General features: G+C 68.3%; 20 protein-coding genes. 10 read left to right on the top strand and 10 right to left on the bottom strand.

What is annotated here, in order from left to right:
• The first annotated feature begins 31 nt into the window (after window positions 1-31).
• Complete coding sequence (locus ACKY0X_RS09410; protein WP_409428474.1) at window positions 32-943, top strand: transposase; 912 nt, start codon at window positions 32-34, stop codon at window positions 941-943.
• A 48-nt stretch (window positions 944-991) separates the two neighbouring features.
• Here the strand turns inward: ACKY0X_RS09410 and polA are convergent, their stop codons facing one another.
• Both polA and ACKY0X_RS09400 read right to left on the bottom strand, forming a co-directional pair.
• Window positions 992-3,706, bottom strand: coding sequence for a DNA polymerase I (gene polA, locus ACKY0X_RS09405; protein ID WP_409429213.1), 2,715 nt, complete (start codon window positions 3,704-3,706; stop codon window positions 992-994).
• Window positions 3,699-4,589 carry a LysR family transcriptional regulator gene (locus tag ACKY0X_RS09400; RefSeq protein WP_409429212.1) on the bottom strand — a complete coding sequence of 297 codons (891 nt, stop codon included), beginning with the start codon at window positions 4,587-4,589 and terminating at the stop codon, window positions 3,699-3,701. The genes polA and ACKY0X_RS09400 overlap by 8 nt, the downstream gene beginning before the upstream one ends.
• Before the next feature lie 70 nt (window positions 4,590-4,659).
• Here ACKY0X_RS09400 and ACKY0X_RS09395 point away from each other — a divergent pair, with 70 nt between their 5' ends.
• Genes ACKY0X_RS09395 through ACKY0X_RS09380 form a run of 4 tightly spaced genes read left to right on the top strand, consistent with a single transcriptional unit; the run spans window position 4,660 to window position 7,741 of the window.
• Window positions 4,660-5,808, top strand: coding sequence for an FAD-dependent monooxygenase (locus tag ACKY0X_RS09395; RefSeq protein WP_409429211.1), 1,149 nt, complete (start codon window positions 4,660-4,662; stop codon window positions 5,806-5,808).
• A 49-nt stretch (window positions 5,809-5,857) separates the two neighbouring features.
• Entirely contained in the window at window positions 5,858-6,301 is a 444-nt protein-coding gene (locus tag ACKY0X_RS09390; RefSeq protein WP_065042208.1) for a Zn-ribbon domain-containing OB-fold protein, read from the top strand.
• Complete coding sequence (locus ACKY0X_RS09385; RefSeq protein WP_409429210.1) at window positions 6,298-7,500, top strand: lipid-transfer protein; 1,203 nt, start codon at window positions 6,298-6,300, stop codon at window positions 7,498-7,500. The genes ACKY0X_RS09390 and ACKY0X_RS09385 overlap by 4 nt, the downstream gene beginning before the upstream one ends.
• 10 nt (window positions 7,501-7,510) lie before the next feature.
• Complete coding sequence (locus tag ACKY0X_RS09380) at window positions 7,511-7,741, top strand: DUF167 domain-containing protein (RefSeq protein WP_409429209.1); 231 nt, start codon at window positions 7,511-7,513, stop codon at window positions 7,739-7,741.
• Here ACKY0X_RS09380 and ACKY0X_RS09375 read toward each other — a convergent pair.
• Window positions 7,716-10,022 carry a PEP/pyruvate-binding domain-containing protein gene (locus tag ACKY0X_RS09375; RefSeq protein WP_409429208.1) on the bottom strand — a complete coding sequence of 769 codons (2,307 nt, stop codon included), beginning with the start codon at window positions 10,020-10,022 and terminating at the stop codon, window positions 7,716-7,718. The genes ACKY0X_RS09380 and ACKY0X_RS09375 overlap by 26 nt on opposite strands.
• Window positions 10,023-10,502: 480 nt before the next feature.
• Here ACKY0X_RS09375 and gjpA (ACKY0X_RS09370) point away from each other — a divergent pair, with 480 nt between their 5' ends.
• A complete protein-coding gene (gjpA, locus tag ACKY0X_RS09370) occupies window positions 10,503-11,594 on the top strand; it encodes an outer membrane porin GjpA (protein ID WP_409429207.1) in 1,092 nt (363 codons plus the stop codon).
• Window positions 11,595-11,641: 47 nt separating this feature from the next.
• Window positions 11,642-14,149, top strand: a complete 2,508-nt coding sequence (locus ACKY0X_RS09365; protein WP_409429206.1) for a PGRS repeat-containing protein — start codon at window positions 11,642-11,644, stop codon at window positions 14,147-14,149.
• Window positions 14,150-14,212: 63 nt separating this feature from the next.
• On the opposite strand, the gene ACKY0X_RS09360 is transcribed toward ACKY0X_RS09365, so the two are convergent.
• Window positions 14,213-14,878 carry a GntR family transcriptional regulator gene (locus tag ACKY0X_RS09360; protein ID WP_409429205.1) on the bottom strand — a complete coding sequence of 222 codons (666 nt, stop codon included), beginning with the start codon at window positions 14,876-14,878 and terminating at the stop codon, window positions 14,213-14,215.
• Window positions 14,879-15,474: 596 nt separating this feature from the next.
• Between ACKY0X_RS09360 and gjpA (ACKY0X_RS09355) the strand changes: the two genes are divergently transcribed.
• Together gjpA (ACKY0X_RS09355) and ACKY0X_RS09350 are read left to right on the top strand one after the other, a co-directional pair.
• Window positions 15,475-16,551 (top strand): outer membrane porin GjpA, encoded by a 1,077-nt coding sequence (gjpA, locus tag ACKY0X_RS09355; protein ID WP_409429204.1) that lies wholly within the window; start codon window positions 15,475-15,477, stop codon window positions 16,549-16,551.
• 48 nt (window positions 16,552-16,599) lie between these two features.
• Window positions 16,600-18,762 (top strand): PGRS repeat-containing protein, encoded by a 2,163-nt coding sequence (locus ACKY0X_RS09350; RefSeq protein ID WP_409429203.1) that lies wholly within the window; start codon window positions 16,600-16,602, stop codon window positions 18,760-18,762.
• 64 nt (window positions 18,763-18,826) lie between these two features.
• On the opposite strand, the gene ACKY0X_RS09345 is transcribed toward ACKY0X_RS09350, so the two are convergent.
• From ACKY0X_RS09345 to ACKY0X_RS09320, 6 genes are all read right to left on the bottom strand, one after another.
• Entirely contained in the window at window positions 18,827-19,480 is a 654-nt protein-coding gene (locus ACKY0X_RS09345) for a GntR family transcriptional regulator (protein WP_409429202.1), read from the bottom strand.
• Window positions 19,481-19,488: 8 nt separating this feature from the next.
• On the bottom strand, window positions 19,489-20,235 hold the full coding sequence (prcA, locus tag ACKY0X_RS09340; RefSeq protein ID WP_409429201.1) for a proteasome subunit alpha: 747 nt from the start codon (window positions 20,233-20,235) through the stop codon (window positions 19,489-19,491).
• On the bottom strand, window positions 20,232-21,119 hold the full coding sequence (prcB, locus tag ACKY0X_RS09335) for a proteasome subunit beta (protein WP_409429200.1): 888 nt from the start codon (window positions 21,117-21,119) through the stop codon (window positions 20,232-20,234). The genes prcA and prcB overlap by 4 nt, the downstream gene beginning before the upstream one ends.
• Window positions 21,116-21,310 carry a ubiquitin-like protein Pup gene (locus ACKY0X_RS09330; protein ID WP_024441366.1) on the bottom strand — a complete coding sequence of 65 codons (195 nt, stop codon included), beginning with the start codon at window positions 21,308-21,310 and terminating at the stop codon, window positions 21,116-21,118. The genes prcB and ACKY0X_RS09330 overlap by 4 nt, the downstream gene beginning before the upstream one ends.
• Before the next feature lie 83 nt (window positions 21,311-21,393).
• Entirely contained in the window at window positions 21,394-22,902 is a 1,509-nt protein-coding gene (gene dop / locus ACKY0X_RS09325; RefSeq protein WP_409429199.1) for a depupylase/deamidase Dop, read from the bottom strand.
• Window positions 22,903-22,924: 22 nt separating this feature from the next.
• The gene (locus tag ACKY0X_RS09320) at window positions 22,925-23,614 is read right to left on the bottom strand and encodes a TetR/AcrR family transcriptional regulator (RefSeq protein ID WP_409429198.1); all 690 of its coding nucleotides are present in this window, start codon (window positions 23,612-23,614) and stop codon (window positions 22,925-22,927) included.
• A gap of 84 nt (window positions 23,615-23,698) precedes the next feature.
• Here ACKY0X_RS09320 and ACKY0X_RS09315 point away from each other — a divergent pair, with 84 nt between their 5' ends.
• The gene (locus tag ACKY0X_RS09315; RefSeq protein WP_409429197.1) at window positions 23,699-24,112 is read left to right on the top strand and encodes a hypothetical protein; all 414 of its coding nucleotides are present in this window, start codon (window positions 23,699-23,701) and stop codon (window positions 24,110-24,112) included.
• The last annotated feature ends 4 nt before the right edge of the window (window positions 24,113-24,116 follow it).

The raw sequence follows: 24,116 nt of genomic DNA, 5'->3' as shown, positions 1-24,116 counted from the left end.
GGCAGCTCAACTGCCGGTTTCGAGGTTCGCCTTGCTCGCCGGCATCCCGGAGCGGACCTATCGACGCCGCCTGGCTCGGACGCGCGCCGGTAACCCACCCAAAGGCCCCTGGCCGGCGCCTCAAGTCGACCGTATTGAGGCCCTGGCCGCCAAATACGCCGAAGCCTGGCCAGCCTGGGGCTACCGCAAGATCGCCGCCTTAATGCGTGCCGATGGCCACGAGGTCACCAATTCCTCGGTCCAACGCGCGCTACGACGCCGCGGCCTGCTGCTGCCTCAAGGCTTCCGAGCCGACCGCAAATCATGGGCCGCGTTGCGTCGACAGGTGTTTCACGATCCGCCGACCGAGCGCAACCGGGTCTGGCAGACCGACTTCTCCGAGTTCGAAACAGCCCACGGGGGGATCTGGCGGATCAGCGCCGTGATCGACTACGTCTCCAAGTACTGCCTGGCGATCACCGTCACCCCCACCGGTCGCGGCGTCGACGCCGTGCACTGCATCCGACTCGCGGTCGAGGAAGCCGCCCGCGTACTGAACCTGGCCGACCTGCGGCTAGATCGCGGGCAGATGGCGGTCCTCGACACCCAGGACCACGTCATCGGCTACATGCCCGCCCCCATCGCCGTCGTCTCCGACAACGGGCCCTGCTACCGCGGCAAAGACTTCCAAAGCCTCTTCACCGGGCACGATCCACTACTGCGCCACATCCGCACCCGAATCAAAGCACCGCAGACCAACGGTGTCATCGAGCGCTTCTTCGGGACCCTGAAATACGAGCACCTCTTCCGCGGCTACATCGGCGACGGCGACGCACTCGACATGGAAGCCCACCGCTTCCGCATCATCTACAACACCATCCGGCCACACCAAGCCATCCAAGACCGCACCCCGCAGCAGGCCTACCTGAACCCGATCACCCAAACAAACCTGCCAACTTCTTGACTCAAGACAGGATTCCACTGACACCGGCCACCGCCGATGAGGCGACGCCTAGTGCGCGGCGGCGTCCCAAGACCGGCCGTACCCCACCGCGACCTCCAGCGGCACGCTGAGCTCGTAGGCGCTGCCCATCTTGTCGCGCACCAGCGCCTCCAGCGGCTCACGTTCGCCGTCGGCCACTTCAAACAGCAATTCGTCGTGCACCTGCAGCAGCATCCGTGACCGCAGCCCCGAGGCCTTCAACGCCTGGTCGACGTTGATCATCGCGACCTTGATGATGTCTGCCGCGCTGCCCTGGATCGGGGCGTTGAGCGCGGCCCGCTCGGCGGACTCCCGGACCTGGCGGTTGCTGCTGTCCAGTTCCGGCAGGTAACGCCGCCGGCCCAGCACCGTGGAGGTGTAGCCGTCCTTGCGGGCCTGCTCGACCACCTCGTGCAGGTAATCGCGCACTCGCCCGAACCGGTCGAAGTAGGCGTCCATCTGTTCTTTGGCCTCTTCGGTGGAGATCTTGAGCTGGGAGGCCAACCCGTAGGCGCTCAACCCGTAGGCCAGGCCGTAAGACATCGCCTTGACGCGGCGACGCATGTCCGGCGTCACCTCGTCGATGGGCACCGAAAATGCCCGCGACCCGACGAACGAGTGCAGGTCTTCGCCGGTGTTGAACGCCTCGATGAGGCCCTCGTCGGCCGACAGATGCGCCATGATGCGCATCTCGATCTGGCTGTAGTCGACCGTCATCAGCTCGGGGTAACCCGCGCCGACCACGAAGCCGTCCCGGATCTGCCGGCCGGCGTCGGTGCGGATAGGGATGTTCTGCAGGTTGGGATCGGTGGACGACAGCCGGCCGGTCGCCGCGATGGTCTGATTCAGCGTGGTGTGGATCCGGCCATCGGAGGCAACCGATTTCAGCAATCCGTCGACCGTCACCTTCAGCCGGGTGACGTCGCGGTGGGTCAGCAGGTGCTCCAGGAACGGATGGCCGGTCTTGTCGAACAGGGTCTGCAGCGCGTCGGCGTCGGTGGTGTAGCCGGTCTTGGTCTTCTTGGTCTTGGGCATGCCCAGCTCGTCGAAGAGCACCACCTGCAGCTGCTTGGGCGAGCCGAGGTTGATCTGCTTGCCGATCACCGCGTAGGCCGCCTCGGCGGCGTCGCGGATCTGGTCACCGAACCGGCTCTGCAGCTGGGTCAGGTGGTCGAGGTCGACACCGATCCCGGCGGTCTCCAGCTCGGCCAGCACCCGCTGCAACGGCAGCTCAATGTCGGCGAGCAGACCGGACGAGTCGATACGGGCCAGTTCGAGATCCAGCGCATCGGCCAGGTCGTTGACGGCACGCGCCCGCAGGATCGCGGTCTGCACGGCCTGATCGTCGACGCCCTCGGTGTCATCCAGCAACGAAAGCTGTTGCTGTTCATCGGATTCGGCGCGCAGTTCCCGGCGCAGGTAGCGCACCGAGAGGTCGTCGAGGCTGAAGCTGCGCTGACCGGGCCGCACCAGGTAGGCGGCCAGGGCGGTGTCAGAGGTGACGCCGTCCAGAGTCCAGCCGCGCCCGGCCAAGTCGTGGATGGCCAGCTTGGCCTCGTGTAGCGCCTTGGGCTTGTCGGGGTCGGCCAGCCAGGCGCCCAGCGCGGCATCGTCGTCGGTGGTGAGCGTCGCGGTGTCGATGTAGCCGCCTTCGCCGTCCGCCGAAGCCAGGGCCAGCGCGGTCGCGTCGCTGTCGAAGCTGCGGTGGGTGCCGATCACGGCCAGCCCGGTGCGGCGTCCGTCGGCGGCGTGTTCGGCCAGCCAGGAAGCCACCGTTCCTGGCTCCAGGGCACCGCCGCGGATCTCGAAGCCCTCCTCGGCCTCGGGCACCGCGCCGCCGGCGGTGGCGAGCGTCTCGAACAGCCGGTCGCGCAGCACCCGGAACTCGAGGTCGTCGAAGAGCTGATGGATCTGTTCACGGTCCCACGGCACCAGCCGCAGGGTGTCCGGCGTCTGGGCCAGCGGCACGTTGCGCACCAGGTCAGTCAACTCTCGGTTGAGGATCACGGTGGACAGGTTGGCGCGCAACGCATCTCCGACCTTGCCCTTGACGGTGTCGACCTGGTCCACCAGCCCCTGCAGGGAGCCGTATTCGGTGATCCACTTCGAGGCGGTCTTCTCCCCCACCCCGGGGATGCCCGGCAGGTTGTCGCTGGGGTCGCCGCGCAACGCCGCGAAGTCCGGGTACTGCGCCGGGGTCAGGCCGTACTTCTCGACGACCGCGTCGGGGGTGAAGCGGGTCAGGTCGCTGACGCCCTTGCGGGGGTAGAGCACGGTGACGTTCTCGTTGACCAGCTGCAGAGCGTCGCGGTCGCCGGTGACCACCAGCACCCGGTAGCCCTCGGCGTCGGCTTGGGTGGCCAGCGTGGCAATCAGGTCGTCGGCCTCAAAACCGGGTTCCGACAGCGTGGTGATGCCCAGCGCGGCCAGCACCTCCTTGGTGATGTCGATCTGGCCGCGGAACTCATCGGGTGTCGAGGACCGGGTGGCCTTGTACTCCGGGAAGCGCTCGGAGCGGAAGGTCTGCCGCGACACGTCGAACGCGGCGGCGACGTGGGTGGGGGCCTCGTCGCGCAGCAGGTTGATCAGCATCGCGGTGAACCCGTAGACCGCGTTGGTGGTCAGGCCGCTGCGGGTCTTGAAGTTCTCCGCGGGCAGGGCATAGAACGCGCGGTACGCCAGCGAGTTTCCGTCGAGAAGCAGCAGCGTCGGTTTGGTCTGACTCACGGCCCCAACTCTAGGCACCCGTCCCGACACGCAGTAACTGCCGCGCCCTGTCGACGAGCACCCGGGTGGCGGGGCTGCGCGGTCCCGACGCACGCCAGGCCAACACCAGCCGGCCCCGCAGCTCCGGTGTCAGCCGCAGTGGGTGCAGGCCCGGGCGGCCGCGGGCCATCGAGCGCGGCAGGATGGCGACCCCGAGTCCACGCTCGGCGAGTTCGGCCAGCGCCTGCGGAGTGCTGGCCTCGAATGCGATCCGTGGCGAGACGCCGACCGCCGCGCAGGCCTGGTCGAGCTGGCGGCGGATGCCGGTGCCGACCGGCAGGGTGATCAGCGGCCGCTGCGCCAACTCCGCGAGGCTGACCGTGGCATGCCCGGCCAACTCGTCGGCCGGGCCCACCGCCGCATCGACGGGCTCATCGGTGACCACCTCAATATCCAGGCCGGCGGGCTGCTCACTGGGACCGACCGAGACGATCGCCAGATCCAGGTCGCCGCCGCGAACCGCCTCGATCAGCTCATCGGAATTGGCTGTGCTGAGGGTGATTTCGACGTTCGGATACTGGGCGTGAAACTCGGCGAGCAGCCCGGGCACGTCGACGGGATGCGCGGTGACGGTGCCGATCGTGACGGTGCCGCGCACCAGCTGACTGAGCTCGTCGGCGGCCAGCCGCACATCCTCTACTGCCGCCAACGCGGCTTTGGCGTACGGCAGCACCGCCGCGCCGGCCGCCGTCGGACGAACTTTCCGGCGGGAGCGGTCCAGCAGCCGTTGGCCGAGTTCTCGCTCCAGCCGCCCGATCTGGGCGCTGACCGCCGGCTGCGCGACGTGCACCCGTTGTGCCGCGCGGGTGAAGTTCGCTTCCTCGACCACCGCCACGAAGTATTCGAGCTGCCGCAATTCCATAAGCGATTAATATAGTTTCTGGACTAAACAGATATTGGACTTATAGTTTTCGGGCCACGACGCTGAAGTCATGAGCCATTCAGACGTTGTGATCGCCGGAGCCGGCATTGGCGGATTGACCACCGCACTGACCCTGCACGCCCACGCGATCCCCGCCACCGTCGTCGAAGGCGCGCGGGAGCTGCGGCCGCTGGGTGTCGGCATCAACCTGCTGCCCCACGCCGTCCGCGAGCTGTTCGCGCTGGGCCTGGGCGAGCAGCTGTCGGCGCTGGCGATGGCACCGACCTCGCTGGCGTACTTCGACACTCGCGGCCGAGAACTGTTTCGCGAGCCGCGCGGCTTGGCGGGCGGCTACGAATTCCCGCAGTACTCGGTGCATCGCGGGGGCCTACAGCTGTTGTTGCTCGACGCCGTGCGGGAGCGGTTGGGGACGGGCGCGGTACGCACCGGATCGCGGGTGACCGGGTTCGTCGATGACGGCGACGCGGTGCGGGTGCAGCTGGGTGATGACGAACTCGCGGGCGCCGTCCTGGTGGGTGCCGACGGGATTCATTCGGCGGTGCGCGCCCAGTTGCACCCCGACGGCGACGAACTGCGGTGCTCGGGAGTCCGGATGTGGCGCGGCGCGGCTCCGGGAGAGCCGTACCTGGACGGGCAGACCATGGCGATCGTCAAGGCCGACGACGGCACCGAGTTGGTGATCTATCGGATCGGCTCGGGCCTGATCAACTGGGTGCTGCTGGTGCCCGAAGCCCCACCCGGGCCGCTTCCGGGCACCGCCCGCTGGAATCAGCGATGCGATCCGGAGCGGGTGGCTGCGCACCTGGAAGGGTGGCGGCTGGATTGGCTCGACGTCGCCGACCTGGTGGGCCGGACCGCCGACCCGCTGGAGTATCCGATGGTCGACCGCGATCCGCTGCCGTGGTGGGGCCGCGGACGCGTGACGCTGCTGGGCGACGCGGCCCACCCGATGTATCCGGTGGGCGCCAACGGCGGATCGCAGGCCATCTTGGACGCGCGCGCCCTGGCAGACAGCCTGGCAGCGCATCCGGACACCGGCCTGCGGGTCTATGAGGAGCACCGCCGGGAAGCGACCGCAGCGGTGGTGGCCGCCAACCGCGAGATGCACCGCAGTGGGGCCATCCTGCGGTCGGACAGCCTGGCCCGGGTGGCCGCCGCCTACCGGCGCGACACCGGAGCGGACCGGACGCGGGTCTGAACTTAGAACACGTTTCAGTTTCGCCGTTCCGGTTGGGTACGCTGACCGGGTGCCAGATGTAGCCTCGCAGCCGGCCATCGACGGGTGGTTCGCCACCGACGACGCCGGCCTCCCCCACCTGACCGGCGCCAAGTGTCCGCAGTGCGGCACCTACGTGTTCCCGCCGCGTGAGAACAACTGCCCCAACCCCGCCTGCGACGGCGACGTGTTGGAGCCGGTCGCGCTGTCGCGGCGCGGCAAGATCTGGAGCTACACCGAGAACCGGTACCTCCCGCCGTCTCCTTACCCGCCGAGCGACCCGTTCGAGCCGTTCGCGATCGCCGCGGTGGAGCTGGCCGACGAGGGCCTGATCGTGCTGGGCAAGGTCGTCGAGGGCACCCTGGCCGCGGACTTGAAGGTCGGCATGGAGATGGAGCTGACCACCATGCCGCTCTACACCGACGAGGACGGCGTGACGCGCACCGTCTACGCGTGGAAGAAGGTGGACGCATGAGTGCTCCTGAGCCGCTGTACATCCTGGGTGCAGGCATGCACCCGTGGGGCAAGTGGGGCCGCGACTTCACCGAGTACGGGGTCGTTGCCGCTCGTGCCGCGCTGGCCGACGCCGGCCTGAACGCGCAGCAGATCCAGTTCATCGCCGGCGCGGACACCATCCGCAACGGCTACCCGGGCTTCATCGCCGGTTCGACGTTCGCCCAGAAGCTGGGCTGGAACGGCGTCCCGGTGTCATCCTCCTACGCCGCCTGCGCCTCCGGATCGCAGGCGCTGCAGAGCGCTCGGGCCCAGATCCTGGCCGGCTTCTGCGACGTGGCGCTGGTGATCGGCGCCGACACCACCCCCAAGGGCGCGTTCGCCCCGGTCGGCGGTGAGCGCAAGAACGACCCGGACTGGCAGCGCTTCCACCTGATCGGCGCGATGAACCCGGTGTACTTCGCGCTGCTGGCGCGCCGCCGGATGGACCTCTACGGCGCCACCTCCGAGGACTTCGCGCAGGTGAAGGTGAAGAACTCCCGGCACGGCCTGAGCAACCCGAATGCCCGCTACCGCAAGGAATCCGCGGTCGAAGACGTGCTGGCCAGCCCGGTGGTCTCCGACCCGCTGCGCCAGCTCGACATCTGCGCCACCTCCGACGGTGCGGCCGCGCTGATCGTGGCCAGCGCGGAATTCGCCCGCAAGCACCTGGGTTCGCTCGAGGGTGTGCCGTCGGTGCGCGCGGTGTCCACCGTGACCCCCCGCTACCCGCAGCACCTGCCCGAATTGCCGGACATCGCAACCGATTCCACCGCCGTGGTGGCGGCCCCGGAACGGGTGTTCAAGGACCAGATCCTGGACGCCGCCTACGCCGAGGCCGGGATCGGCCCCGAGGACGTCAGCCTGGCCGAGGTCTATGACCTGTCCACCGCGCTGGAGATCGACTGGTACGAGCACCTGGGCCTGTGCGCCAAGGGCGAAGGCGAGCAGCTGCTGCGCAGCGGCGCCACCACCATCGGTGGCCGGGTTCCGGTGAACCCGTCCGGCGGGCTGGCCTGCTTCGGCGAAGCGATCCCGGCGCAGGCCATTGCCCAGGTGTGCGAGCTGACCTGGCAGCTGCGCGGTCAGGCCACCGGCCGGCAGGTCGAGGGCGCCACGGTGGGCGTCACCGCCAACCAGGGCCTGTTCGGTCACGGCTCCTCGGTGATCGTCGCCCGGTAGTTTCCCCGCGATGGCAGAAACCGTCGTCGTCAAGGTCAAGCCGGGCAGCCGCAAAGGCCCGCTGGTGGAGACCGACGACGATGGGCAACTCACGGTCTACGTGCGGGAGCAGGCCGTCGACGGCAAGGCCAACGCCGCCGTCATCCGAGTTCTGGCCGAGCATTTCGGCGTTCCGCGCAGCCGGGTCGAACTCGCGTCCGGCGCGGGCGCGCGCATCAAACGCTTCCGGATCGACCGATAGGCGGCTCATCGAGGATTCGCACGGTCCCCTGCGAGCCATCGATGTCCACCCACGCCCCGTCGGGGATGACCTGGGTGCCGTTGCCCGTGCCGATCACGCACGGTATGCCCAGTTCGCGGGCGATGATCGCGGCGTGGGACAACGTGCCGCCCACATCGATGGCCATCCCGGCCACCGCCATGAACCGCACCACCCACGACGGATCTGTGGTCCGCGCGATCAGCACATCGCCAGCGCCGAGGTCGACGGACGCGCTGGGATCGGTCACCACCCGCGCCCGTCCCCGGGCACGGCCCGGGCTCGCCGCGGCACCGGTGATGAGTGCCTGCCCCCCGACCGCGGCCGGCGGGTTGCCCGGATCGCCGGCAAACGACAACGGGGGCTCCTGCGTGGCGAATCGCGACCGAACCCGTTGGCGGGCAAGGACATCTGCCGAAGACAGCGCTGCGCTCCCCCGGAGTTCGTCGAGGGTGCGCCAGACCGCGTCCGCATCCATGAACGACACCGCGTGGCGAGCAACATCTAGATCCTGCAGGAAGGCGGTCTTTCCGATCTCCCGACCGACCAAGGCTCGGCGCGCCATGGCAATCACGCGGGCAACAGGACCGCGCAGCGCGCGCGGCAGCAGGGCGCGCAGCTCCGACTCTGCCTGACGTCGTTCATCGCGACGGCGGTCCAACGCGACACGGGGATCACGCACACCGCCGCCATCGGCCCACGCGCGTGCTGCCCGCAGCACCGGCTCCGGGTTCTGCCGCCACGACGCGGCTGCGATCTCGCCCTCGTCGGGTCCGTGGAATCCGTGCTCGCGAAGGAACTGGTCGAGCGCGATCGCGCCGCCGGAAAGCAGACCAAGATCCCTGGCCAGCTGCGCTTCGGGGAGGTCACCATCGCCGGAGAGCAGGTCGATCGCCCGGTCGCCGGCCACCCGCTCGACTGCCTGGTACAGGCTTTGGCACAGGTAAGTCTGCATGGTGTGAATGGTCAGGGTTTCCCCGAAGCGCGTGGCGGCCTCGACCAGCAGTGCCAGAGGATCGTCGGCCGGTCGCCACGCATCCCGCTGCCACGCTTGCCGTGAAGTCGCACTGACGGCTCGCAGGCGCCGATTCAGCAACGCAAGGGTGACCGGGGCACGGAAGGCCATCCGGCATGCCGTCGCGACCCGCGCACGTGTCGGTGCCGCGTCGATGTGGACCGATTCGCCGAGAAGCTGCTGGCCGAACGCGCTCGGATCCACGCCGGGGATCCGAGCGACTTGGCTCAGCAGCAAGTCGACCGACAGCACCGGCCAGCCCCGCGCGAGGGTCATCAACTGCCCCTGCCGACTCTCCCGTTGTGTCACTACGCCGAGGCGGGTTTGCGTTTGTCGCTGCGCCTCGGTGAGCCCCACACTCCACATCGACCAGGAGAGCGGCGTCGGCACGCCGGGCACGGCTTCAGCGATATTCACTCGGGTCCAACGACTTTCGGGAGCTCGCGGCGGGTCATATAGCTCGACGCTTCTCGCCTGGGCCGCCACCACGTCGGCCCCGGTGACCGGCCGCGCCTGCAGAACCCAGATCTGACCTTGTTCATCAACGACCCACTCGATGTCCTGCGGGCCGCCATACCACCGCTCAATCCGCACTGCACAGTCGGCAATGTTTCGAATCTGATTGTCGGACAACGGATAGCTCTGCGCCGATATCCCGGCATCGACGATACGCAAGCCGCTCTTGTCCACCACCGTGCGCTGGGGCGTCACCAAGCCATCGGTCACGTTTCCGCCATGTCCGTGCGCAAACTCGATGACCACCCGGTCGGTACGGCCGCTCAGCGGGTCCGCGGTGAAGGCGACGCCTCCACAGGCCGGATCGATCTGCTGCTGAACGACGACAGCCATGTCGACATCGAGCTCCAGCCCCCGCGCTTCACGGTATCGGCGAGCCCGCGAAGACGAGGTCGACGTCCAGCAATGGTCCACGGCGGCAAGCAGTTGCGTCATGCCCCGTACGTTGAGAACCGTCTCGTAGATTCCCGCATGCGAGGCACTGTCGCCGTCCTCGGACACAGCCGAGGAGCGCACCGCTACGGCGACGTCATCGCCCATGGCTTGGTAGTTCGCGACGATCGCCTCGCGTAGGTCGTCCGCTGGGACCGCATGCCCCGGGACGCCGATGACGAATCCGTCGGGTACGGGCAGCCCGGCCGCCAGCAGTTCGCCGAGGTTGGCGCCCTTGCCGCCACTGAACGCGATATCGGTTGCGCGGATGTCACGCAGTCGCTTGATGACCGCGCTCATGCACCCGGACAGGTGTTGCGGTCCACGAGCGCCATGAAACCCAAATCTATCTGCCGCGGCGCGGTCCCGGTAGTTTTCCAGCGCCCGCATCTGACTGTAGTCCGAGTTCGTAGAAACCCGTCCAAATGCTGAGACCCTAGTACGACACCGGCGTGTTTTTGGGGTGCGCGAGCCTCAGATGAAGCTACTTAGACACTATTTGCATTCATACTATCGTGGCCGTTCCAGCGCAGACCGCGCACGCTCGACGCCACGCGAACTAGCCGCCGACGGTCGAAGGGAAAACTGTAATACCTGCGCATTCGCTGGATACTTACCCACCGGGCATGCAACGGGAGACCGTCTCGCAGACCCGTTACCAGCGATAACTTCGCGCCGGTGGAACCTGTTCTGATTTTTTGTATACAAATCATCCAACTCTCAGCTACTGTCGTCCCGTTCCATGTCGCGCTGTGCCCCAGATACCTGAAGGAGACCCCTTTGCACGCCACAGTTCGCCCCTACGCCACCGCAGGTGTGGCACTGGTGGGGGCCAGTCTTGTCGCGGTGACACCGGCGGCCGCCCCACTGCCCGCTCTGCTCAAGACCGAGTCCTCCTCGGTGCAACTGGCCAGCGCGTGGCAGGACATTTTCAATGCGACATCGGCCAATCTGACTGCGATGCTGAACAACTACTACCTGGCCCCCGGGGTAGGGATGCAGCAGTTCGTGGCCAACCAGCTGGACTACGCCGACCGGTTGCTCAATGACCCGGCCGGCGCCACGAACTGGGTAAACGAGCAGATTCAGCTGCACTTGAATGCGGTGATCTCCGGCTGGGCGCTGCAGAACGCCACCGACGAAACCCGGGCCACGGTGCTCAACCACACCATGGACGGCACGCACCAGTTGATGTTCGGCCAGATCGCCGGCTACATCCCGCCGGATGTGGACAAGGACTCGATCATGCCGATCATCGACTACCTGGGCTCCCCGGCCAGTGCACTGCTCATGGCGTCGATCGGGCCGATGATCAGCCCGTGGATCGCGTTGCTCAACGGCATCACCGATGGTGACAACCCGTTCGACATCCTGGCCAATATGGGCGGCGCGTTCTTCAACGGCGCCACGCTGAACCTGGACGCGCTGTTGCCGATGATCAACGCTTCCGGTTATTTCCCGGCCGGAATGAACATGGACCATCTGGACTTTGCCTTCGCTGGTTTGCTCTCTACGGGTGCGGCCGCGGTGAGCTACCAGGTGCTGGGCCCGGGCGGTGAAATCGCGGCCGAAGTGCCGTCGGTCGGTGGCTCGCTGTTCCAAAGCGTGGGCCTCGAATTCAGCGGGGTCCCGGTGATCGGCAGCCTAGACCTGAACAGTGCCGCCATCGGGCCGATCGCTGCCTGGCAGGCCTGGGGACAGACCGTCGGCGCCCTGCTGGGCTCGGGCTGGGACGGCAAGGGCCCGGTGGTAGTCACTCCGCCGCTTGCCGGCGCTGAGCTGCCGCTGCTACCCACCGAGGCTCTAGATGACGGCGGCTCCGGTGCGGCCACCGACGCATTCGGCTGGCTCGGCGACCTGCTCGGGCTCTGAGCTCCAAAACCCGTTACCCCCATTCTTTTAGAGAGGTATCCCTGCACATGAGTCACCACATCAATGCACGCCGCGCATCCCGGGCGGTCGGCACCGCCAGTGCGGTCGGCGCATTCCTGGCATTCGGCATGACCCCCCTGACTGTGGCACCCCCGGCACAGGCCGACGAATTCGATTGGATCACCGATCTTTTCGACTCTTCTGCGTGGCTGGCTGCCCAACCGGCCGAGGTAGGTGCCTTCGACTGGACCAGCACGATCGATCAGTGGTTCTACGACCCCATTCATGACGGTCTGCAGGCCTGGATCACCAGTGACTTCGGTGAGTTGGTCAACGGCTGGATCAACACCGCGGCCGGGCAATACCTGATCGGCAACGGCATCGACGGCACCGCCGAGAACCCCGACGGCGGTAACGGCGGCCTGTGGTTCGGCGACGGCGGCGACGGCTGGGACAGCACCGAGGCCGGGGTCGCAGGCGGCAACGGCGGCAATGCGGCCGGCTGGCTCGGGGACGGCGGGACCGGTGGTGATGGCGGCATCGGAGCCAACGGTGGTGACGGCGGGGCCGGCGGGATCTGGATGGGCTTCGGTGGCAACGGCGGCAACGGCGGCGCTGCACTGGATACCGACAGCATCGGCGGCAATGGCGGACTCGGCGGCGACGCGTCCGGATGGTTCTTCGGCAACGGTGGCAACGGTGGCGCCGGGGGCAACGGCGTCGACGGTGCCGCCGGCACCTGGGCCAACGGCGGCAACGGCAACGGCGGCAACGGCGGGCTCGGCGGCAATGGTGGCAACGGCGGACGCAGCAGCTTCATGTTTGGCAACGGCGGCAACGGCGGTGCCGGCGGCAACAACGGTGCTGGCGGCGACGGTGCCGCGGGAACCGTTGACCACGTCAACGGTGGCAACGGTGGCAACGGCGCTGGGACGTCCTCCACTGGTTCCGGCGGTCTCGGCGGCGGGCGTGGCTCCAGCATCTACACCAGCCCGATGTACGGCAGCGCCGGCCAGGTCGGGGTCGGCGGTGCCGGCGGCCTCGGCGGGGATGGCGGCAACGCGTACCAAGATGGCAACGGCGACTACCTCGGTAACGGCGGCAACGGCGGCGCCGGCGGGTACGGCGGCGGGAACCTCCTGGGCGGGGTAGGCGACGGTGGTCGCGGCGGCGACGGCGGTGCCGGCGGCACCGGCCTCAACGGTGGAAACGGCGGGGCCGGCGGCAACGGCGGTCGTGCCTCCACCAACGACGCGCTGCCCGGCAACGGCGGCAACGGCGGCAACGGCGGCGACGCCACCACCGGTAAGGCCGGCAACGGCGGCAACGGCGGCCGCGCCTATGCGGGTGGACTCGCCAGCGGAAACGGCGGCAACGGCGGCAACGGCGCCACCAACGACGCCACCGTCAAGACCATCGGTGGAAACGGCGGCGCCGGTGGCTCGGCCTTCGGCAGCGGCGGCAGTGGGGCCGGCGGCAACGGTGGTACCGGCACCTACGCCGGTGGCAACGGCGGCAACGGCGGTAACAGTGGCAACGCCGGTGGGGCCGGCGGGGCCGGCGGCAACGGCGGCACCAGCACGGGCTGGAATGACGGAACGGGCACCCTCTACAGCAAGGGCGGCAACGGCGGCAACGGCGGCAACGGCGGAGCCGGCGACGCCACCACGGCCGCGGGCCAGGGCGGCGCCGGAGGTACTGGCGCCAACGGCCTCACCGGTGCCGGCGTGGTCAGCATCGGCGGCAACGGCGGCAACGGCGGCAACGGCGGCGGTGCCTCCGGTGGGATTGCCGCCGGCAACGGTGGAGCCGGCGGTGCTGGCGGCTCCGGCACCGCAACCGGCGGCAACGGCGGCAACGGCGGCGCCGGCGGAACCGCGGCGGTACCCCTCACCGGCGGCACGGGCGGCACCGCCGGCAACGGCGGAGCGGGCGGCACCGGCGGGAACAGCGGCGGTGTTGCCATGCCTGGCGGCAATCTCTATGGCGCCGGTGCCAGCCACGCGGGCAATGGCGGCAACGGCGGAGCCGGCGGCGGCGGCACCGTCGGTGCTGGCGGCGACGGCGGGGCCGGCGGCGGCGGTGGCAACGCTCAAGGCACCGTCAACGGCGGCAACGGTGGAGCGGGCGGAGCCGGCGGTAACGGCTACACGGGCGGACCCGCCGCCAACCCCCCGCACGCAGCCGGCGGCAACGGCGGCAACGGCGGGGACGCCGGAAACGGCGGCAAGGGCGGCGCCGGTGGCAACGCAGCCTCCGGTAACGGCGGCAACGGCGGAACCGGTGGAAAGGGCGGAACCGGTGGCGCCGGCAATAACGGCGGCAACGGGGGCACCGACTCCGAAGGCAACACCTTGCCCGGCGGCAACGGCGGCGACGGCGGCAACGGCGGCAATGGCGCGGCCGGAGGCGCGGGCGGCACCAGCACCGGCGGCAGCAATGGCACCGCCGGAGCAGGCGGGGCGGCCGGTACCGGTGGCGCCGCGGGCACTGGCGGCAACGGAAATCCCGCTGGACAACCCGGCACCGCCGGCAACGACGGGCAGCCCGGCTAGGCCGACGACAAGACGCTGGTATCCCCCAAAACTTCGGTTTTGGGGGATACCAGCGTCTGCACGTCAGTTGGCCGACGCGTCGTCCAGCACACCTCGCGAGGTCAACTCCGCGATCACCACCTTCGCCCGCAAGTCCGCCCGCTCCATGTTCGCGGCCCGCGCGGCCTCGGGATCCTGGCCGCGGATTGCCGCGGTCTCGGCTTCGTAGGTGTGCACGAACTCCTCATTGCCGCGGGGATAGCTCCCCCAGAATCCGCGCGGCGCGAAGACGCGTGCCGCGACGATCGCCGCCTGCAGCCGGGGACCCGCATACTCCTCGACGATGATGCGCCGGTACGCATACGCCGCCTCTTGAAACGCCTTGGGCTCCTTACTGGCTCGCAATGTCCGCAACGCCGCGTCGAGTTCGGCGAGCACCCGCGGTGTCGGATTCGTCGCCGCACGCGCCGAGGCGATCCCATTGAGCACACCGTGCAGCTCGTGCTGTTCGAGAACGGCCGCCTCATCGAACCGCTCAACAAACACACCGCGGTGATAACGGCTGGCCAAGAGTCCGTCGTGCTCGAGTTGGTCGATGCCCTGCTGAACCGGAAGCCGACTGACCCCCAGCGCGGCCGCGATCGCATCGCGGTTGATGCGGTCGCCCGTGCGCAGCTCTCCGGCAAGTACTAGGTCGACAATGTGATTGACAACCAGGTCCTTTTCCTTGACCCCGTACTTCTTGGGCATGGAGTGCTCACCTGGAACTTTCGCAAAACTCGGCAGGGCGCTTTGTTGGATCACCGAAAGCGCCCGGACCACGTGTGGCAATACGAGCCTGCAAAAACTCCACTATCTGACGTAGCGACACTTTCTCCGCCAAACCCTAGCGCAGCCGCATCGTGACACACGCGTTCGAAGGCTCTGACCGCGGCCACACGTCGCTTTCGCGGCACCCGAAGGCGCGCGCACATTAATGAGTAGAACCTGTGAGCTTTGGACAGGATGCTGCGATAACTACCCTAAATCCTGCCGGTATGGCTCCTCACGTATACATGCCAAACGGGCCACGTGCGCACAGCCCGCCGGAAAGATGCCCTAGCTTCCCGCTCCACACGACCAACGTCCACCGCAATTATTAGACGATCTACCTCGTCGTATCGGAACGATGGCCGGGTCGCTAGCAGGATCTTCCAACCCAGACAGCACGTACCCCGTCCGGCGACAGCACCCCGGACCTGCGGATTAGAACACGTTTCAGATTCACGTATACAAGACAGCAATTTCTAAGCTAGGTTCAGCTTGTCGATCTCGTGCTGTGCATCACATACCTGAAGGAGTTCCCCTTGCGCGCCACCGTTCGCCCCTATGCCACCGCTGGTGTGGCACTGGTTGGAGCCAGTCTTGTTGCGGCTTCCCCGGCTCCTATGCCGATGCCGGCTTTCCTCGATCTCCAGTCGCACGCGGTGGCGCTGGCCAGCGCCTGGGACGACGTTCTTAATGCCACATCGGCCAATGTGACCACCATGTTGAACAACTGGTATTTGGCGCCCGGAGTGGGGATGCAGCAGTTCGTGGCCAATCAGATGGGTTACTGGGACCTGTTGGCCAATGACCGCGCCGGGTCGATCAACGAGGTCACCGAGGAGATTCAGAAGCATCTGAATGCGGTGATCTCCGGGTGGGCGCTGCAGAACGAGACCGACGCGACCCACTCCACGGTGCTCAACCACACGATGGATGGCACCCATCAGTTGATGTTCGGCCAGGTCGCCGGCTACATCCCTGCGGATGTGGACAAGGAATCGATCATGCCGATCATCGACTACCTCGGCTCCCCCGCCAGTGCGGTGTTGATGGGGATGATCGGCCCGATGATCAGCCCCTGGGTGGCGCTGCTCAACGGCATCACCGACGGCGACAACCCCTTCGACATCCTGACCAACATGGGCGGCGCGTTCTTCAACGGCGCCACCCTCAACCTGGATGCCCTACTGCCGATGATCAACGCATCCGGCTACTTCCCCGCCGGCATGAACATGGACCACCTCGACTTCGCCTTCGGCGGACTGCTGTCCACCGGCACAGCCGCGGTGAGCTACCAGGTACTGGGCCCCGGTGGTGAAGTCGCCGCCGACGTGCCGGCGGTCGGTGGCTCGCTCTTCCAAAGTGTGGGTATCGAATTCAGCGGTGTCCCGGTACTGGGAACCCTCGATCTCAACAGTGCCGGCATCGGACCGATCGCGGCGTTGCAGGCCTGGGGCCAAACCGTCGGCGCCCTGCTCGGCTCGGGCTGGGACGGCAAGGGTCCGGTGGTGGTCACCCCGCCGCTGGCGGGGGCCGAACTGCCCATCATCGATGACGGTGGCGCCGCTGCAGCAACGGATGCGTTCGGCTGGCTGGGCGACCTCCTCGGCCTCTGACCCCAAAACGCTTTTACCCCACACTTCGTAGAGAGGTATCCCCTACACATGAGTCACCACACCAACTCCCGCCGGGCCTCCCGGGCAGTCGGCGCCGCCAGCGCGGTCGGTGCGTTCCTGGCCTTCGGCATCGCTCCACTGACGGCGCCGCCGGCCCAGGCCGATGAATTCGATTGGATCGCTGATCTTTTCGATCCCTCCGCATGGTCGGTCGCCGGCCCCGCCGAAGTCGGCGCCTTTGACTGGACCACCACGCTGGATCAATGGTTCTACGACCCGATCCACGCTTCCCTGGAGGGCTGGATCAACAGCGACTTCGGGTCGATGGTCAACGGCTGGATCAACACCGCCGCCGGCCAATACCTGATCGGCGACGGCGCCGACGGCACCGAGGCCAATCCCGACGGCGGCAACGGCGGCCTGTGGTTCGGCGATGGTGGAAACGGCTGGGACAGCACCGAAGCCGGCGTGGCCGGCGGTAACGGCGGCAACGCGGCCGGCTGGCTCGGCGACGGCGGAACGGGCGGCCACGGTGGTGCGGGCGCCGACGGCGGCGACGGCGGCGCAGGCGGCCTCTGGATGGGCAACGGTGGAACCGGCGGAAACGGCGGTGTCGCGATCGAGGCCGGTGGCAACGGCGGTAACGCCGGTAACGGTGGCAATGCCTCCGGCTGGTTCTTCGGCAACGGTGGCGACGGCGGTATCGGCGCCGCCGGCACAGCCGGCGCCGCAGGCACCTTCACGGGCGGCGGCGACGGCAATGGCACCGGCGGCGGCGCCGGCGGCAATGGCGGGGCCGGCGGCCGCAGCAGCTTCATGTTCGGCAACGGCGGAAACGGCGGAACCGGCGGCCATGCCGGAGCCGGCGGAAACGGCGCCACCGGCACCGCCGAGCACGTCAACGGCGGAAACGGCAGCTGGGGTAACCAAGGCGGCAACGGCGGAGCGGCCGGCGGTCGCGGGTCCAGCATCTACACCAGCCCGATGTACGGGCAGGCCGGCAGCACCGGCAACGGCGGAAACGGCGGCAACAGTGGTGACGGCGGGAACGCCTACCGGGACACCGACGGCACCTACCTCGGCAATGGCGGCAGTGCCGGCTACGGCGGGGACGCCGGTTCGGGCCGCACCGGCGGCGACGGCGGTATCGGAGGCCACGGCGGCACCGGGCTCAACGGCGGGTCCGGCGGGTACGGCGGGGCCGGCGGCGCCTCCGAGAACAACGCCATGGCAAGCCATGGCGGCAACGGCGGCGACGGCGGGGACGCCACCGCCGGACGCGGCGGCGACGGCGGCGGTGGCGGCTTCAACGCCTACGGTGTAGGCGGCAGCGGTGGCAACGGCGGCAACGGAATCGGCGCGGACGCAAGCGTCAAGACCGTCGGCGGGGACGGTGGCCTCGGCGGTGACAGCTACTCCACCGCCGCCGGATCCGGTGGCAACGGCGGCAACGGCGGAACCGGTAGCTACACCGGTGGTAACGGCGGCGCCGGCGGTTGGGGCGGCGGAAACGGCGGCAACGGCGGCACCAGCACCGGCTGGCAGCACGGCGGCAGCACCTACAGCGTCGGCGGTAACGGCGGCGATGGGGGGCTTGCTATTGCGGGCGGAGCACCCGGCGGCGACGGTGGTGCCGGTGGCAATGGCGCCACCGGTGCCGGTGTGGTCAGCGTGGGCGGCAACGGCGGCAACGGCGGGGGCGGGAGTTCCAACACCGGAAGCGTGCTCGGGCCCGGAGGCGCCGGCGGCAACGGCGGTAGCGGCGGTACAGGCGGGTCCGGAACCGCCTCGGGCGGCAACGGCGGAGCCGGCGGTAACGCCGGTGCCGGTGCGACCACGGGTGGAAACGGCGGCAACGGTGGGGCCGGCGGTGCCAGCGGCGGCGTGGAAACCCCGGCCAACGATCTCGGCCTCGGGCCTAGCCACGCCGGCAATGGCGGCAACGCCGGCAACGGCGGGGCCGGCGGAACCGGCTACCTGGCCGGTGGTCAGCCCGCCACCAGCGGTGACGGCGGCACCGGCGGACACGGCGGCAACGGCGGCAACGGCGCGGGAGCCGTCAATGGCGGCACCGGAGGCAACGGCGGCGACGGCGGGGCTGCCGGCGAGACTGCAGGCGGCCCCGGCCAGTCCGGTACCGCGTCTGCCGGGACCGCCGGCGGCGCCGGCGGAACGGGCGGCGCCGGCGCCCACTCGGCACCCGCGGGGTAGGCCGACGCCCAGACACCACGGTCGTCGGGTCCATCATGGGCCCGACGACCGCGGTGTGTCGGGATCAGCCGTTGTTCAACACGCCACGCATGGACAGCTCGGCGAGCACCACCTTGACGTGCCACTCCGACCGCTCCACACAGGCGGCTCGGGCCGCATCGGGGTCACGGTTGCGGATCGCCGTATTCTCGGCCTCGTAACTGGCGATGAGTTCAGTGGTGTAATCGTCGTAGTCCGTCCAGAATCGGATCGGCAGAAGGCCTTGCGCAGCACTGATTTCCGCTCGAAGCCGAGGGCCGGCGTACTCGTCGACGATAATCTTGCGGTACGCCACAGCCGCCTCCCCGACTGCCGGCCCCCGAGCGTCTCGCATGCTCTGCATCGCTGCGGCGAGATCGGCGAGCACGCGGGGTGTGGGGTTGGTCGCCGCCCGGGCCGACGCCATACCGACCAACATTCCGTACAACTCATGATGCTCATGCACCACGGCTTCGTCGAAGCGCTCGACGAACGCGCCGCGGCGGTAGCGGGTGCGCACAAACCCGTCGTGCTCAAGCTGGGCCACCGCCTCATGCACCGGTAGTCGGCTGACTCCTAGCTCGGCGGCAATCGCGTCGCGATCGATCCGGTCACCACCGCGCAGCTTCCCGGTCAGGACCAGGTCGATGATGTGAGCGACTACCAGGTCCTTCTCTTTGACCCCGTATTCCTTGGCCATCGCACCACCTAGCCTGGAGAGTTGTCTGACGTCTCCCCCAACGAACCTGCTTGCGGCAACAGTGATTCCAGCGCGGCACGGTTGATCCGCCGAAACGCACGCTTGGGCCGGTTGGCGTCCAGAATGGCCACCTCCAAGGTGCCCGGCCCCAGCTCGCGCGGTTCGGTGCCGTTGCCGGTATCGGTCTGCTTGAGTGCATTGACCGCGATGTGCAGCGCGTCGGCCAGCTCCGCGTTCTCCGCGTAAGACTCCTTGAGCGCGTTGGTGACCGGCTCGGTGGTGCCGCCCATCACCACGAAGTGCGGCTCATCGGTGATCGACCCATCGTAGGTGACCCGGTACAGCTCAGGCGCTTTCGTCTGGCCCTGGTAGGCGACGCCGGCCACGCACAACTCCACCTCGTAGGGCTTGGCCTGCTCGGTGAAGATGGTGCCCAGGGTCTGGGCGTAGACGTTGGCCAGCTGGCGGGCAGTGACGTCACGGCGGTCATAGGCGTAGCCGCGGGTGTCGGCGAACTGAATGCCGCCGCGGCGCAGATTCTCGAACTCGTTGATCCGACCCGCCGCGGCGAACCCCACCCGGTCGTAGAGTTCGCTGATCTTCTGCAGTGAGCGCGAAGGGTTTTCCGCGACGAACAACACGCCGTCGGCGTAGGCCAACGCCACCACGCTGCGACCGCGGGCAATGCCCTTGCGGGCGAGCTCGCTGCGCTCGCGCATCGCCTGCTCGGGCGAGATGAAGTACGGGAAGCTCATTTCTTACCCCGCTTGGTCTCCGACCCCGAATCCCCACCACGAGTTCGACTCTCCACCACCACACGGGCCAGTTCGGCGATCCGCTCCTCGGCGATGTCCACGGCGCCGTCGGCGTCGATGGTGACCGCGGTCGGGTAGATGCCCCGCACCAGATCCGGACCACCGGTGGCGGAGTCGTCATCGGCGGCGTCATAGAGCGCCTCGATGGCGACCCGCAGCGCGGTGTCGGCGTCGGTGATCTGGTTGTAGAGCTTCTTGATCGACGACTTGGCGAACAGCGAGCCCGAGCCCACCGCCTGGTAGCCCTCGCTCTCGACGTTCCAGCCGCCGGCGGCGTCGAACGACACGATGCGCCCCGCGGTCTGCGGGTCATCGGCGTCGATGTCATAGCCGGCCAACAGGGGCAACGCCACCAGGCCCTGCATCGCGGCCCCCAGGTTGCCGCGCACCATGGTCGACAATCGGTTGACCTTGCCGGCGAACGTCAGCGGGACGCCTTCGAGCTTCTCGTAGTGCTCCAGCTCCACCGCGTAAAGCCGGGCAAACTCGACGGCGATCGCCGCGGTGCCGGCAATGCCGGTCGCGGTGTACTCGTCGGTGACGTACACCTTCTGCACGTCGCGGCCGGCGATCATGTTGCCCTGCGTCGAACGGCGGTCACCGGCGATGAGGACCCCGCCCGGGTACTTCAACGCGACGATGGTGGTGCCGTGCGGCAGTTGGTCACCCACCCCACCGGTGTACGCGGCGCCCGCGCCGGTCGGCAACAATTCCGGTGCCTGCAGGCGCAGGAACTCCGAAAACGATGACAGACCTACGCCGGTGAGCGCGATTCCTGGGGTTGCTGAGTTGAGGGGCAGACGATCACGCGACAACCAGGTCACTGGCCGCCCTTTTGGACGTACGCGCGCACGAAGTCCTCGGCGTTCTCTTCCAGCACGTCGTCGATCTCGTCGAGCAGGTCATCGGTGTCCTCGGTGAGCTTCTCTCGGCGTTCCTGGCCCGCCGCAGTGCTGCCGGTGAGATCGTCGTCGTCTCCGCCGCCCCCGCCGCGCTTGGTCTGCTCCTGAGCCATTGCTGCCTCCTGAATCTCATCGGCCGCGCATGACCGCGGCCGGTTTCTCCACCCTACCGGTCGGCGCCGATGTTGCTCGGGGTCTATGTGGTGAGTTGTTGGACCAGTTCGGCGGCGCTGTCCACCGAGTCCAGCAAAGCTCCGACGTGCGCCTTGCTGCCGCGCAGCGGCTCCAGGGTGGGGATCCGCACCAGCGAGTCCCCGCCCAGGTCGAAGATCACCGAGTCCCAGCTCGCGGCGGCAATGTCGGCCCCGAACCGGCGCAGGCACTCGCCACGGAAGTACGCCCGGGTGTCGGTCGGCGGGTTGTCGACGGCGGCCAGCACCTGCTGCTCGGTGATCAGACGGCGCATCGAGCCACGGGCGACCAGCCGGTTGTACAGGCCCTTGTCCAGCCGCACGTCGGAGTACTGCAAGTCGATCAGGTGCAGCCGAGGCGCCGACCAGCTCAGGTTCTCCCGCTGCCGGAAGCCCTCCAGTAGCCGCAGCTTGGCCGGCCAGTCCAGCAGGTCGGCGCACTCCATCGGGTCACGCTCGAGCTGGTCGAGCACCCGGGCCCAGGTCTCGATGATGTCGGTGGCACGCGGATCCGGATCGCGACTCTCCACCAGCTTGGCCACCCGCTCGAGGTAGATCCGTTGCAGCGCAAGGCCGGTCATCTCGCGGCCGTCGGCCAGTGCGACGGTGGCCCGCAGGGTCGGGTCCCGGCTGATGACGTGCACCGCGCGCACCGGCCGGGCCAAGACCAGATCGCTCAGGTCGATCCCGTGCTCGGCGCCCTCCTCGATCAGGTCGAGGACCAGCGCGGTGGTGCCCACCTTCAGATAGGTCGACGTTTCGGCGAGGTTGGCGTCGCCGATGATCACGTGCAGCCGGCGGTACTTGTCGGCGTCGGCGTGCGGCTCGTCGCGGGTGTTGATGATGCCGCGTTTGAGCGTGGTCTCCAGGCCGACTTCGACCTCGATGTAGTCGGCGCGCTGGGAGAGCTGGAAACCCGGCTCGTCGCCCGCGGCACCCAAACCGACCCGCCCGGAACCGGTGACCACCTGCCGAGACACCAGAAACGGGGTCAGACCGGCGATGATCGCCGAGAACGGCGTCTGCCGGCTCATCAGGTAGTTCTCGTGGGTGCCGTAGGAGGCGCCCTTGTTGTCGATGTTGTTCTTGTACAGCTGCAGCTTGGCCGCGCCAGGGACGCTGGCCACGTAGCGCGCCGCGGCCTCCATCACCCGCTCGCCGGCCTTGTCCCAGATGACCGCATCCAGCGGATCGGTGACTTCGGGCGCGGAGTATTCGGGGTGGGCGTGATCGACGTAGAGCCGGGCCCCGTTGGTGAGGATCATGTTGGCCGCGCCGACCTCGTCGGCGTCGATGATCGGCGGCGGGCCGCTTGAGCGGCTCAGGTCGAAACCGCGGGCATCGCGCAACGGCGATTCCACCTCGTAGTCCCAGCGGGTGCGCTTGGCGCGCGGAATGCCCGCGGCTGCGGCGTAGGCCAGCACCGCCTGGGTAGAGGTGAGGATCGGGTTCGCGGTGGGATCTGATGGCGAAGCGATGCCGTATTCGACTTCGGTCCCGATGATCCGCTGCATGGCTAGAGCCTAGGCGAGGGCCCTAACTCCCCGGCGTCACCGTCGCTTTGGCGGTACCCAAGGTCCGGTGGACCATCTCCTTGGCCGCGGCGATGACGGCGGCTTCGTCGGGCTCAGCGTCCGCCAGGTACGCGGCGTTCAGCAGGCCGTCGACGGCGTAGTACAACAGCGCGGCGGTGGTGGGCGGATCGGCTACCGTGGCCACTCCAGCGGCCACGGCCGCCGCAACGGAGTCGGCGAGCAGCGTGACGACTTTGACGTCGGATTGGCGCAATCGGCGCAGCCCGTCGCCGGACGCCTGGGAGAACACCGCTCGGTGTAGGGCGGCGTTGGCCATGTCGTAGCGGATCATCTGCTCGATCAGCGCATCGAGCGCTGCCGGCCAACCGGGCGCCGAGGGCCGCGCGGCGGCGAGCTGCTCCTGCACGGTGTCCAGAAAGGTATCGAGGTAGTCGGCCCATAACCGGGCCAGCAGGTGATCCTTGGACTCGAAGTACAGGTAGAACGTGCCCTTGGCGACCTGGGCCGCGGCGGTGACCTTGTCCACCGTCAGCTCGGTAGGCCCGTCCGCCAACAGCAGACCGCGGGCCACCTCGAGCAATTGGCTTTCCCGTTCCGCCGCCGGCAGCGTCGTGCGCCGACGCCCAGACCCTTGCTGCGCCACTGCGTCGTCCTTTCCCGAGTCGGTACCGCCGTGGACGGTGCCGGACACGATTGACAGCCGCGGAAATTCCACCCTACCGTATATGACTGACGGTCAGTCAGTTATCCAAGCGGACAGGCGGAGGAGGCTCGTATGGCAACAACCGACACGGCTGCCGGTGTGGACCTGCCGGTGACGAAGAATCTGAACAGCGCATTGAACGCGATGGCCATCGGTCGGATGATCCTTGCCGCGCTCTCACTGGGCGCACCGAGGCAATTCGCCAAGCTCGTCGGGGTCACGCCGTCGGCAGAACTCACCTACATGACCAGGATCTACGGTGTCCGAGCATTTGCGATGGGCCTGGGCTATCTCACCAGCGGCACCGCGGAACGCCACCGTTGGAAGCGGCTCTCGCTAATGGTGGACGCCATCGACACCATCAACGGCATCGGCCACCTCGCACGCCGCGACCTGCCGCTGCGCGCGGCCGTGACCATGGTCGGTCTCACCGGCTCGTATGCGGCCATCGGCGCGACCAGAGTCGCCACCGAACGGTTCGGATAGCTCC

This window comes from Mycobacterium sp. SMC-11 (genome assembly GCF_046250095.1).
In the GTDB taxonomy this organism is placed as follows: domain Bacteria; phylum Actinomycetota; class Actinomycetes; order Mycobacteriales; family Mycobacteriaceae; genus Mycobacterium; species Mycobacterium heraklionense_A.
This window is presented reverse-complemented; position numbering and strand designations above follow the sequence as displayed.

Bases quoted from the DNA above. Each gene is read 5' to 3' on its own strand.
- ACKY0X_RS09315 (WP_409429197.1), top strand. From the start codon at position 23,699: ATGGCAACAACCGACACGGCTGCCGGTGTGGACCTGCCGGTGACGAAG.
- ACKY0X_RS09380 (WP_409429209.1), top strand. From the start codon at position 7,511: ATGGCAGAAACCGTCGTCGTCAAGGTCAAGCCGGGCAGCCGCAAAGGC.
- dop (WP_409429199.1), bottom strand. From the start codon at position 22,902: ATGCAGCGGATCATCGGGACCGAAGTCGAATACGGCATCGCTTCGCCA.
- prcA (WP_409429201.1), bottom strand. From the start codon at position 20,235: ATGAGCTTCCCGTACTTCATCTCGCCCGAGCAGGCGATGCGCGAGCGC.
- ACKY0X_RS09360 (WP_409429205.1), bottom strand. From the start codon at position 14,878: ATGCCCAAGAAGTACGGGGTCAAGGAAAAGGACCTGGTTGTCAATCAC.
- ACKY0X_RS09330 (WP_024441366.1), bottom strand. From the start codon at position 21,310: ATGGCTCAGGAGCAGACCAAGCGCGGCGGGGGCGGCGGAGACGACGAC.
- ACKY0X_RS09395 (WP_409429211.1), top strand. From the start codon at position 4,660: ATGAGCCATTCAGACGTTGTGATCGCCGGAGCCGGCATTGGCGGATTG.
- ACKY0X_RS09350 (WP_409429203.1), top strand. From the start codon at position 16,600: ATGAGTCACCACACCAACTCCCGCCGGGCCTCCCGGGCAGTCGGCGCC.
- ACKY0X_RS09365 (WP_409429206.1), top strand. From the start codon at position 11,642: ATGAGTCACCACATCAATGCACGCCGCGCATCCCGGGCGGTCGGCACC.
- ACKY0X_RS09375 (WP_409429208.1), bottom strand. From the start codon at position 10,022: ATGAGCGCGGTCATCAAGCGACTGCGTGACATCCGCGCAACCGATATC.
- ACKY0X_RS09345 (WP_409429202.1), bottom strand. From the start codon at position 19,480: ATGGCCAAGGAATACGGGGTCAAAGAGAAGGACCTGGTAGTCGCTCAC.
- ACKY0X_RS09400 (WP_409429212.1), bottom strand. From the start codon at position 4,589: ATGGAATTGCGGCAGCTCGAATACTTCGTGGCGGTGGTCGAGGAAGCG.
- ACKY0X_RS09385 (WP_409429210.1), top strand. From the start codon at position 6,298: ATGAGTGCTCCTGAGCCGCTGTACATCCTGGGTGCAGGCATGCACCCG.